The 11,622-nt window shown below is 73.0% G+C and carries 8 protein-coding genes; all 8 read left to right on the forward strand.

Annotation, left to right across the window (positions count from 1 at the left end; all coding sequences use genetic code 11):
- The first annotated feature begins 92 nt into the window (after positions 1-92).
- Positions 93-1,424 carry a pyridoxal-dependent decarboxylase gene (locus tag ABZS54_RS39190; protein ID WP_355547065.1) on the forward strand — a complete coding sequence of 444 codons (1,332 nt, stop codon included), beginning with the start codon at positions 93-95 and terminating at the stop codon, positions 1,422-1,424.
- Between the two features lie 151 nt (positions 1,425-1,575).
- The gene (locus tag ABZS54_RS39195; RefSeq protein ID WP_355547067.1) at positions 1,576-3,345 is read left to right on the forward strand and encodes an IucA/IucC family protein; all 1,770 of its coding nucleotides are present in this window, start codon (positions 1,576-1,578) and stop codon (positions 3,343-3,345) included.
- Positions 3,346-3,373: 28 nt separating this feature from the next.
- Complete coding sequence (locus ABZS54_RS39200; RefSeq protein WP_355547069.1) at positions 3,374-4,054, forward strand: GNAT family N-acetyltransferase; 681 nt, start codon at positions 3,374-3,376, stop codon at positions 4,052-4,054.
- A complete protein-coding gene (locus ABZS54_RS39205) occupies positions 4,051-5,523 on the forward strand; it encodes a SidA/IucD/PvdA family monooxygenase (protein ID WP_355547071.1) in 1,473 nt (490 codons plus the stop codon). The genes ABZS54_RS39200 and ABZS54_RS39205 overlap by 4 nt, the downstream gene beginning before the upstream one ends.
- A 79-nt stretch (positions 5,524-5,602) precedes the next feature.
- Positions 5,603-7,312, forward strand: coding sequence for an IucA/IucC family siderophore biosynthesis protein (locus tag ABZS54_RS39210; RefSeq protein ID WP_355547079.1), 1,710 nt, complete (start codon positions 5,603-5,605; stop codon positions 7,310-7,312).
- Between the two features lie 87 nt (positions 7,313-7,399).
- The gene (locus ABZS54_RS39215) at positions 7,400-8,257 is read left to right on the forward strand and encodes a carbon-nitrogen hydrolase family protein (RefSeq protein WP_355547073.1); all 858 of its coding nucleotides are present in this window, start codon (positions 7,400-7,402) and stop codon (positions 8,255-8,257) included.
- 178 nt (positions 8,258-8,435) lie between these two features.
- Positions 8,436-9,407, forward strand: a complete 972-nt coding sequence (locus ABZS54_RS39220) for an SGNH/GDSL hydrolase family protein (RefSeq protein ID WP_355547075.1) — start codon at positions 8,436-8,438, stop codon at positions 9,405-9,407.
- A gap of 96 nt (positions 9,408-9,503) precedes the next feature.
- Positions 9,504-11,555: an ATP-dependent DNA helicase gene (locus ABZS54_RS39225; protein WP_355547077.1), complete on the forward strand. Its 2,052-nt coding sequence runs from the start codon at positions 9,504-9,506 to the stop codon at positions 11,553-11,555.
- Positions 11,556-11,622 lie beyond the last annotated feature (67 nt).

Here is an 11,622-nt window from a genome sequence, read left to right on the forward strand (position 1 = left end):
TTCAACGTTGAGGAGTGGCGTGCGAGACAACGTCGACTGGCGGCTGGACCAGTGGAGAGTCGAGCGACCCGACATCGACCCCTCACCGATGGGTGCTCAGGTCGGCCGAGGTCGGCCCGGGCCCGCTGCCGGCGTGCGGCGTGGGCGAGTTCGCCGCGCTGGGCGAGTTGTCCGCGCTGTTGGCGTGGGGGGCCGCGGATCCGGCCGACCCGTACTGTGCGGGGCATTTGCACTGTCCGCCGCTGGCGGTGGCAGTGGCCGCGGACCTGGTCGCCGGTGCGCTCAACCCCTCGCTCGACTCGTGGGACCAGGCCCCGGCGGCCACCGCGCTGGAGGTCGAGGTGGTCGCCGCGCTCGCGGGTCTGGTCGGCTTCGCGCCGAAGGCGGCGGGCGGCACGATCACCAGCGGCGGCACCGAGTCCAACCTGATGGGCCTGCTGTTGGCGCGGGACGCGGCGGGCCTGGGGGTGGGTCGACGGCGGATCCTGTGTTCGCAGGCCGCGCACTTCTCCATCCGGCGCTGCGCCGGCCTGCTGGGCCTGGGCGAGGACGCCGTGGTCACCGTGCCGGCGGGCGCCGATCATCGGATGGACCCGGTCGCGCTGGCCGCGGCCGGCCGCCGGGTGCTGGCCGGCAACGACCGGATCGCGGCGATCGTGGCCACCGCGGGCACCACCGACCTGGGTGCGATCGATCCACTGCCGGCGATCGCCTCGGTGGCCCGGGAGTTGGGCACGTGGCTGCACGTGGACGCGGCCTACGGCGGCGGCGCGCTGTTCTCGGACCGGCTCGCACCGCTGCTGGCCGGCTCGCACCGGGCCCACTCGGTGGGCCTGGATCTGCACAAGCTGGGCTGGCAGCCGATCGCCGCCGGAGTCTTCCTGGTGCGCGACGCGGCACTGCTGACCCCGCTCGCGCAGCGCGCCGCCTACCTGAACCCGGACGACGACGAACAGGCCGGCTACGTCAGCCTGTTGGGCAACTCGCCGCGTACCACCCGGCGGGCGGACGTGTTCAAGATCGCGGTCACCCTGCGTGCCCTCGGCCGGGCCGGACTGGGCGAGTTGGTGGAGCGCTGCCACGACCTGGCCCGGCACGCTGCGCAGTTGATCCGCGCCGATCCGCGCCTGGAGTTGGCCGCGGAGCCGGTACTCACCTCGGTGGTGTTCCGCTATCTCCCGGACCGCCACGACGGGCCGGGCCCGGCGGGTGGGGCCGAGACGGACCGGGTCAACGCCGCGTTGCGCCGCCGCCTGCTGCACGAGGGGCGCGCGGTGGTCGGCCGGACCGAACTGGGCGAGGGCCCGGGCGCGGTTCGGCTCAAACTCACCCTGCTCAACCCGAATACCACCGCAGCGGACCTGGCGGCCCTGTTGGAGGACGTGGTCGAGGCGGGGCGCGCGGAGAGCGCCCCGCCCTGCTGACGCTCCGTCAACAAACGATCGGTTCCGCGCGCCTCACATGTTTGTGACCAACCTCGCCAAACAATCGACACAGGTCGAAATCTCCATATCCCGGAGCAACCTCATCCACGGGCATCGACCACCGCGTCGATCGACATCACACGGAGCAGCGATGACCATCGCGGGTCCCGACTCGTCCGCCGTGCGGACGGATCCCGAAACGGACCACCTCGACGCGCCGGAGGCCCGGCGCGCCGCCGACGGGGCGACGGTCGAGTGCCTGCTCCGTTGCTGGGTGCGCGAACGCGCGCTGGCCAGGCCGCAGTCGAGCCTGCTGAGCATCGACCTGCCCGCCATCGGGCGGACCGTCACCGTGCCGGTGCGCTATTGGTCGCCGTCGGGGTGGCACCGCTTCGGCGCCCCGCACCTGGTGGGCGAGGGGCCGTTGAACGCGGTCACGCTGGCGCTGGTGCTGGGCGACGAGGCGAGCGCGAGCGGGACCTCGGCGGCCGGCGGGGCGTGTGGGGACACCGCGATCCGGGTCGCCGACTCGGTCACCCACACCGAGCGCTACATCGCCCATCGCCGGGCGCATCCCGAGGACCCGCCCGGGGTGGCGCCGTTCCTGGCCGCCGAGCAGTCGCTGGTGCTGGGCCACCCGATGCACCCCACGCCCAAGAGCCGCGACCGGCTCGACCCGGTCGAGGACGCCGCGTGGTCGCCCGAGTTGCGCGGGTCCTTCGCGCTGCACTGGTTCGCCGCGGACGCCGACCTGGTCACGCAGGACAGTGCGCTGGGGCGCGAGGCCGCCGACGTGCTGGCCGATCTCGCGGGCGAGTTGCGCGCGCCCGAGGGCACCGTGCTGGTGCCCGCCCATCCGTGGCAGGCCCGGGACCTGCCCGGGCGTCCGCACCTGCGGGCGCTCTTGGACGCGGGCCGGCTGCGCGCGCTCGGCCCGGCCGGCGCCCCGTGGCATCCCACCTCCTCGGTGCGCACCGTCTATCGACCCGACGCCGAAGTGATGCTCAAGCTCTCGTTGGGCCTGCGGATCACCAACTCGCGCCGGGAGAACCTGCCCAAGGAACTGCTGCGCGGGATCGAGGTACACCGCCTGCTGCGCTCCGGCCTCGAGCACGAACTGCGCTCCGCGCACCCCACCTTCGACATCGTCCGCGACCCGGCCTGGCTCTCGGTCGCCGCACCGGAGCCGTTCCCGCGCCAGGACCGGCCCGCAGCCGGCCTGGAACTGGTGCTGCGGGCCAATCCGTTCGGGCCCGATCAGCGGGTGTCGTGCGTGGCCGCGCTGGTGGCCGAGCGGCCCGGGATCGGCCCCTCCCGGCTGGCCTGCCACGTGCGCGCGCTGGCCGAGCGCGACGATCGCACCCTGGCGTCGGTCGCCGAGGAGTGGTTCGAGCGCTACCTGGCGGTGGTGGCCGAGCCGGTGTTGTGGCTGGACCGGCACGCGGGCATCGCGCTGGAGGCACACCAGCAGAACACCCTGGTCCTACTGGACGCGGACGGCCGGCCCACGGGCGGACGCTACCGGGACAACCAGGGCTACTACTTCCGCGCCTCGCGCGCCGCCGACCTGGCCCGGCGACTGCCCGCCGCAGGCGTGGCCAGCGACACCATCGTCGCGGACGAGATCGCCGACGAGCGGCTGGCCTACTACCTGGGCGTGAACAACCTGCTCGGGTTGATCGGCGCGTTCGGCGCGCAGGGCCTGATCGAGGAGTCGGTGCTGCTGGCGCGGCTGCGCACGCTGCTCGCCGCCCACGCGCCCACCTCCGGCGCGGCGCGCTCGCTGCTCACCGACCCCAGGCCGCGCTGCAAGGCCAATTTGATGACCCGACTGCACGGCCTCGACGAACTCGTCGGTCCCGTGGCGACCCAGTCGATCTACGTGCACATCCGCAACCCGCTCGCCGACGCCCCCGCGTGAGCCCGGTCCCAGGAGGTTCCGTCCCCGTATGAGCCCGTCATTCCTGTCGTCGCCCGCCGATACCCGCCGGCACGACCTCGCCGAGGCCCAGACCGTGCGCCTGAACACCGGGAACCTGCGCGCGGGGCCGGCCGGCCCGCTCGCCGAGGCGGCGCGCTGGGGAGCGGTCCCGCTCCCGGCGGGTCGGTTCTCGCTGCACGAGATCCACACCAAGCGCGACCTGCCGCTGCTGCACGCGTGGATGAACGACCCGGACATCGACCGCTGGTGGGGGTTGGCGGGTGACGAGGAGGTGGTGCGCCGACACCTGGCGACCCGGGCCGTGCGCACGCACGACAACGCCTACCTGGGCTGCCTGGACGACGAACCGGTCAGCTACTGGGAGCTGTACCGCGCCGACCTGGACGACCTGGCCCGGCACTACCCGGCGCGCCCGCACGACGTGGGGATCCACCTGCTGGTCGGTCCGGCGGCGTGGCGCGGGCGCGGGATCGGCTCGCTGCTGCTGCGTGCGGTCACCGAACAGGTGCTGCGCGCGGCCCCCGACACGATGCGGGTGGTGGCCGAGCCCGACGTGCGCAACGAGGCGTCGCTGGCGGCCTTCGCCCGGGCCGGGTTCCACCGCTGCGGCGACGTCCAACTCCCGGACAAGACGGCTGCGTTGATGATGCGCGGGCGCACCGTGCGGGAAGCGGGTGCGCGGCGGTGACCGAGCGCCTGCCCGCGCCGCGCCGGGCGCCCGACCCCGGCACGGTGGTGTACGACCTGGTGGGGGTGGGCATCGGGCCGTTCAACCTCGCGCTCGCCGCGCTGGCCGACCGGGTCGAACCGCTGCGTACGCTGTTCCTGGACCGGGCCCCCGGGTTCAGCTGGCATCCGGGGCTGCTCCTGGACGGCACCACCCTGCAGGTGCCGTTCCTGGCCGACCTGGTCACCCTGGTCGACCCGACCAGTCCGTGGTCGTTCCTGGCCTATCTGCGAGCGCACGACCGGTTGTTCCCGTTCTACTTCGCCGAGCGGCTGCACGTACCGCGGCGCGAGTACGACCACTACTGCCGGTGGGTCGCCCAGGCGCTGCCGGCCTGCCGGTTCGGCAGCGACGTCGGGTCGGTGTCCTGGGAGGGCGACCTGTACCGGGTCGAATTCCGCGACACCGCGACCGGCGAGCTGCACCACGTGCACGCCCGGCACGTGGTGCTCGGCATCGGCACCGAGCCGGTGGTGCCGGAGCCGTTCGCGGGCCTGCTCGGCGACACCGTGCTGCACGCGGCCCGATACCTGGACCATCGCGCGGATCTGACCGACGCCGAGGACGTCACGGTGCTGGGCTCCGGGCAGTCCGGCGCGGAGGTCTTCCTGGATCTGCTGCGCCGGCGTAGTGGCCCGAGCCGGCGGCTGACCTGGTTGACCCGCTCGCCCGCGTTCGCCCCGATGGAATACTCCAAGCTCGGCCTGGAGCACTTCACCCCCGACTACACCCGCTACTTCCACGCGCTGCCCGAGCCGGTCCGCGACCGTCTGGTGCCCGAGCAGTGGCAGCTGTACAAGGCGATCAGCGCGGACACCATCGCCGCCATCCACGACGAGCTCTACGAGCGCGGCATCGCGGGCGGCCGGGTGCGCGCGACCTTGATGCCCGATGTCACGGTGGTCTCCGCGCGTACCACCCGCGAAGGCGTGGAACTGGGGTGCCGGCACGGCGAACAGGACCGTGCCTTCACCGTGCGCACCGACCGGGTGGTGCTGGCGACCGGGTACGCGCAGCGGCATCCCGCGCTCCTGGACGCGGTGAAGGACCTGATCGTGCGCGACGACGCAGGCCGTCCGCTGATCGATCTGGACCACCGGGTCGTGCTCGCCGAACACGTCACCGGCGGGCTGTACACGCAAAACGCCGAGGTGCACACACACGGCGTGGGCACCCCCGATCTGGGCCTGGGCGCGCACCGGGCCGCGACCATTCTCAACTCCGTGTGCGGCGACGCGGTCTACCGACTGCCGATCCGTACCGCGTTCACCACGTTCGGCCTGGCCGCGGGCGACACCGAGCCCGCGCGCCGACCGCAGCGAGGGGACGCGACCGACCCCGCAGAGGTACGCAATGTCGCAGTCGAACCCGGCAGCGGAGCCCATCGAGGCCGAACTGCCGCACCAGGGCGCCCGACCCGCCGCGCCTGAGCCCGCCTCCCGGGTTTCCGGCGCGCGGCACGACGTCCCCTCCACCGACCCGGAGATCTGGCGACGGGTCAACCGGGACATGATCGCCAAGTCGCTCGCCGAGTTCGCCTACGAGGATTTGCTGGCCCCGCTCGCGGACGGCGACACGTACACCGTGGACGTCTCGGGCGACGTGCACTACCGCTTCCGGGCCCGGCGCGGTGCCTACGACGCGTGGCATGTGGATCCCGCGTCGGTGGTGCGCGAGTGGGAGGGCGGCGCCGACTCGGCCGAGGACATGCTCCAGTTCCTGCTGGACGCGCACACCGTGATCGGGCTGAGCGGCGACACCGCCGGCCACCTGGTGCGCGAGTTGACCGCGACGCTGGCCGCCGACGCGGCCGGTGCGGTGGACGCGGCGAGTGCGGCGACGCTGGCCGACCTGGGCTACGCCGAGTTGGAGGGGCACCAGACCGGCCATCCGTGGATCGTGCCGAACAAGGGCCGGATCGGCTTCTCGGCGAGCGACGCGCGCCGCTACGCGCCGGAGGCGCGGCAGGCGCTGCGGCTGCCGTGGATCGCGGTGCATCGAGACCTGGCGGCCTACCGGGCGGTGCCGGGGCTGAGCGAACAGCGGTTGTACGACGAGGAACTGGACCCGGCGACGCTGGAGGGCTTTCGTCGGGTGCCGGCCGCGCGCGGGCTGGAGCCGGACGACTTCCTGTGGTTGCCGGTGCACCCGTGGCAGTGGGACGAGACGATCGCGACACTGTTCGCGCCGGAGGTCGCCGCCGGTCGCATTCTCGCGCTGGGCGAGGCCGAGGATCGGCACCTCGCGCAGCAGTCGGTGCGTACATTCTTGAACCTGGACCGGCCCGCGCGGCGCACCGTCAAGCTCCCGTTGTCGGTGCTGAACACGCTGGTGTGGCGCGGCCTGCCCAGCGAGCGCACGCTGGCCGCGCCCGCGGTCACCGACTGGGTGCTCGGCCTGTGTGACGCGGACCCGTTCCTGCGCGACGAGTGCAGGGTGATCATGCTGGGCGAGACCGCGTCGGTGACGGTGCGCCATCCGGTCCTGGAGGAACTGCCGGGCGTGCCCTACCAGTACCGCGAACTGCTCGGCGCGATCTGGCGCGAACCGCTGGCACCGCGTCTGGATCCCGGCGAGCGCGCCCGTACGCTCGCCTCGCTGCTGCACGTGGATCCGACCGGCCGGCCGTTCGTCGTCGAACTGGTCGAACGCTCGGGACTGGCCCCCCGGGTGTGGCTGCGCCGGCTCTTCCACGCGCTGCTCCCGCCGCTGCTGCACTGCCTGTACCGGTACGGCCTGGTGTTCTCCCCGCACGGCGAGAACGCGATCGTGATCTTCGACGAGCACGACGTCCCGGTCCGGCTGGCGATCAAGGACTTCGTCGACGACGTCAACATCAGCGACCAGCCGCTGCCGGAGCTCGCCGACCTGCCGGCCGAGGTCGCGGCGGTCCTGCTGCGGGAGCGGCCCGACTACCTGTGCCAGTTCATCCACGCCGCGCTGTTGGTGGGACACCACCGCTACCTGGCCGATCTCGCGGTCGTGCACCTGGGTATTCCGCAGGAGGGCTTCTGGGCGCTGGTGCGCGAGGAAATCCTGGACCACCAGGGGGCGTTCCCCGAACTCAATGGCCGGCACGAGCTGTTCGACCTGCTCACGCCGCGGATCGACCGGCTGTGCCTGAACCGCAATCGGCTGCTCCTGGACGGCTATCGGGACCGGCCCACGCGCCCGCACGTGAGTGCGCACGGGAGCGTGCCCAACGCGCTGTGCATGTGAGCTCGTCGGTGGGCGGCGGCAGGGTCGCCGACAACCTGTCCGGTTTGCCGATGGTGTGATCCCCATCACGATGCCAGAATGCGGCGGGTGACCGACGTCGCCGAAAACGCGAGGCAACCGCTGAGGGTCGCCGCCGCACAGGCCCAGGCGCGACCGGGCGACATCCCCGCGAATGTCGCCACGGCCGCGCAACTCGTGCGCTTCGCGTCCTCGGCCGGTGCCGACGTGGTGGTGTTGCCGGAACTGTTCCTGTCGGGGTATGACCTCGACCTGTTCCGGCCGGACGTGAAACCGTGCGACATCGTGCCCGGCGACACCAGACTCGGTGAGCTCCAGGCCGCCTGCTACGCGACGCGCACGGTCGCGGTGGTCGGCGCCGCGGTGCGCCGCGCCGGCGCGCGGACCATCTCGCTCGTGGTGGTCGGCCGGGACGGCGACGCGCACGTGGCCTACGACCGCCAACACCTGTGGCACGCGGAACGCGAGCTGTTCCGCCCGGGCGACCACGGCTGCACCATCGAGATCGCCGGGTGGCGACTGGGCCTGGGCAGTGCGTACGACGTCAGCTTTCCCGAACACGTACGCGCGGCCGTGCACGACGGCTGCGACGCCTACCTGTGTGCGGGCGTGTACACCCGCGGCGACGGCGAGCACCGCCGCGACCTGTACTTCGCCGCGCGCGCCCTGGAGAACACCTGCTACACGGTAGTCGCCAACCACATCGGCGACACCGGATCGGGTCCGGCGTGCGGACGCAGCGGGGTGTACGGCCCGGACGGGCGGGTGGTGATCGAGGCCGACGGGGAGCGGGTGGACGTGGTCGCCGCGACCCTTCAGGACATCGAGATCGACGCGGCGCGCGAGTGCCTGACCATGCTGGCGGACCTGCCGGGATCGCGGCGCGCGGGCCCGGGCGAGCGCCGCGAGACGATCAAGCTGGACTGAGAGCCGATGCGACGCTGCCGGTCGACTCGAGCTGCTTGACCCGGCCCGGACCCGGCCGACCCGACTCGTTCCGGGCCCGGCGATGCTGGAATCCGCGGGCGGGAGCGCCTAGTGTCGCCGGACGACCACGACCTACCGACGAGTAACGGTGGAAGGCAACGACGAGAGGGGAGCGCACGTGCGCACAACTCGCAGGGCGATCGCGGGTCTGGCCGCGCTGACGGCGCTCGTCGCGCTGTCCGCGTGCTCGGACGACTCCGACGACTCGGACATCTCCGCCGACCGCAAGGGCGCCGCGAACGCCCCCGGCGTGCCCGGCGGTGACAAGGGTCCCTCGGCGAGCCCCAAGGCGATCGCGGCCGCGGCGAGCGGGGCCACCTTCGTCGCACTCGGCGACTCGTACGCGGCGGGCGTGAAGATACCCGTGATCGTTCCCGCCGCGCCGCCCGGTTGCAGCCGCTCGGAGAGCAACTACGCGCACCTGGTGGCCAAACAGCAGAACATCACCGGATTCGTCGACGCCACCTGCGGCGGTGCCCGCACGCCGGACATGACGGCGGGTCAGCAGACCCAGGGCTCGCCGCCGCCGCAGTTCGACGCGCTGCGCCCGGACACCGCGCTGGTCACCCTGGGCATCGGCGGCAACGACATCGGCTTCTCCGAGATCGTCACGACGTGCGTGATCCAGAGCCGCAGCACCACCTCCACCCAGCCGTGCACCGACAAGTACACCGCGGGCGGCAACGACGAGTTGGCCAAGCGGATCGCGGAGACCGGGCCGAAGATCGCCGCCACCATCGCCGGCATCAAGGAGCGCTCGCCCAAGGCCCGGATCCTGGTCGTCGGCTATCCCACGATCCTGCCGGAGAGCGGCCTCGCCTGCCCCGCCCAGGTGCCGGTCGCCGAGGGCGACCTGCCCTACCTGCGCAAGGTGGTGCCCGCGCTGAACGACATGCTCGCCAAGGAGGCGGCCAAGCAGGGCGCGGAGTACGTGGACACCTACGCCGGCTCGGCCGGCCACGACGTGTGCCGGGCCGCGGGCACCAAGTGGGTCGAGGGGATCAAGCCCGAGGCGCCCGCCGCCCCGGTGCACCCCAACGCGCTCGGCCAGGAGGGCATGGCCCAGGCGGTGCTCGCCAAGCTCGGCTGATCGGGCCGGGCGCGGCACGAGGCGGCGCGGGAGAAGCCGGGTGAAGCGGGCCGTGCGGTAAAGGATGTCGCACGGAGCATCTAGGCTTGTCGCCCGATGAGCGACTCCGACCGTCCCGCGCTGACCGAAATCCTGCACGCCGCCGTTGCCGCCGTCGGCGGAGCGGAGCGGCCCGGACAAGTGTCCATGGCCGAGGCCGTCTCCGGCGCGGTCGCCCGCGCCGAACACCTCCTGGTCCAGGCGGGCACCGGCACCGGCAAGTCCCTGGCCTACCTGGTGCCCGCGCTGGCCGCGCGCCGCAATGTGGTGGTGGCCACCGCGACCCTGGCGCTACAGCGGCAACTGGTCGAGCGCGACCTGCCGCGCACGGTCGAGGCGCTGCGCCCGCTGCTGCGCCGCTCGCCGACGTTCGCCACGCTCAAGGGCCGCGGCAACTACCTGTGCCTGCACCGGCTGCACGACGGGCCGCCGGACGAGGGCGAGGTGCTTTTCGACCCGGCGCCCACGAGCAGGCTCGGACAGGACGTGGTCCGGCTGCGGGACTGGGCCGACGACACCGAGACCGGTGACCGCGACGACCTGAGCCCCGGCGTCAACGACCGGGCCTGGGCCCAGGTGTCGGTATCCTCGCGCGAGTGTCTGGGCGCCTCGCGCTGCCCGTACGGCGACGAATGCTTCGCCGAGGCCGCGCGGGAGCGGGCCAAGCAGGCCGACATCGTGATCACCAATCACGCGCTGCTGGCCATCGACGCGTTGGAGGACGCGCCGGTGCTGCCCGAGCACGAGTTGCTGATCGTGGACGAGGCGCACGAGTTCGCGAGCCGGGCCACCGGGGTGGCCACCGCCGAGCTGAGCCTGAGCGCGGTGGACCGGGCCGCGCGCCGCGCGGGCAAACTGGCCAACGAGAGCGCCGTGGACAACCTGGACGCCGCGTCGGAGGCGTTCAAGAAGACCATGGAGGGGCGCGAGCCCGGCCGACTGCGCGAGTTGGACCCGGATCTGGGTTGGACGGTGTCCGCGCTGCGCGACGCGAGCCGCGGCGTGATCACCTCGCTCGGCGAGGTCCGGGACAAGTCGCTGAGCAACGAGGACGCGGCCCGCCGCCAGGCGCTGGCCGGCGTCGAGAACATCCACGACACGTGCGAGCGCATCCTCAAGGGCTCGCCGCACGACGTGATCTGGCTGGAGCGCAGCGAGCGCACCGGTGCGTCGCTGCGGGTGGCCCCGATCGCGGTGGCGGGGCTGCTGCGCGAGGCGCTGTTCGGCGACCGCACGGTGGTGCTCACCTCGGCCACGCTCAAGCTCGGCGGCGACTTCCGCGGCGTGGCCGGCAGCCTGGGACTGACCGTCGAGGGGCTGCTCACCGACGAGCCCGCGCCGGTGCCCACCGAGGTGGCGGTGCAGCCGGGCGAGGGCGAGGAGCCCGACGACGAGGCGGATCCGGACACCGACGCGGACCTGGCGCGGTGGCGTGCGTTGGATGTGGGCTCGCCGTTCGACTACCCGCGGCAGGGCATCCTCTACGTCGCCCGACACCTGCCGCCGCCCGGCCGGGACGGGATGAGCGCGGACACCCTGGACGAGCTGGCCGAGCTGATCGAGGCGGCCGGTGGTCGGGCGCTGGGCCTGTTCTCCTCGCGTCGTGGCGCGGAGGCGGCCACCGAGGCACTGCGCGAGCGGCTGGAGCTGCCGATCCTGTGTCAGGGCGACGACTCGCTGGCGGAGTTGTTGCGCCGCTTCGCGGCGGAGCCGCGTACGTGCCTGTTCGGCACGCTGTCGCTGTGGCAGGGCGTGGACGTGCCGGGGCCGTCCTGCCAGTTGGTGATCATGGACCGGATCCCGTTCCCGCGTCCCGACGACCCGTTGATGAGTGCGCGGGCGCAGTCGGTGCAGGAGAACGGTGGCAACGGCTTCATGGCGGTGTCGGCCACACACGCCGCACTGTTGATGGCGCAGGGTGCCGGGCGGCTGATCCGGGCGATGGACGACCGGGGGGTGGTGGCGGTGCTCGACCCGCGCCTGGCCACCGCCCGCTACGGCGGGTTCTTCCGGGCCTCGATGCCGCCGCTGTGGTACACCGAGGACCGCAATCAGGTGCGCCGCTCGCTGGCCGCGATCGACAAGGACGGCCGGGGCGAGCCGGCCTGAACCGCTACCGCGGGCGCCGGCGTGCCGCGAACGTGACACGGGCGGTCGTGGGGGGGGGGGGCGGCGG

The organism is Embleya sp. NPDC005575 (assembly GCF_040605455.1).
Lineage (GTDB): Bacteria > Actinomycetota > Actinomycetes > Streptomycetales > Streptomycetaceae > Embleya.

Bases quoted from the DNA above. Each gene is read 5' to 3' on its own strand.
- ABZS54_RS39195 (WP_355547067.1), top strand. From the start codon at position 1,576: ATGACCATCGCGGGTCCCGACTCGTCCGCCGTGCGGACGGATCCCGAA.
- ABZS54_RS39200 (WP_355547069.1), top strand. From the start codon at position 3,374: ATGAGCCCGTCATTCCTGTCGTCGCCCGCCGATACCCGCCGGCACGAC.
- ABZS54_RS39210 (WP_355547079.1), top strand. From the start codon at position 5,603: ATGATCGCCAAGTCGCTCGCCGAGTTCGCCTACGAGGATTTGCTGGCC.
- ABZS54_RS39225 (WP_355547077.1), top strand. From the start codon at position 9,504: ATGAGCGACTCCGACCGTCCCGCGCTGACCGAAATCCTGCACGCCGCC.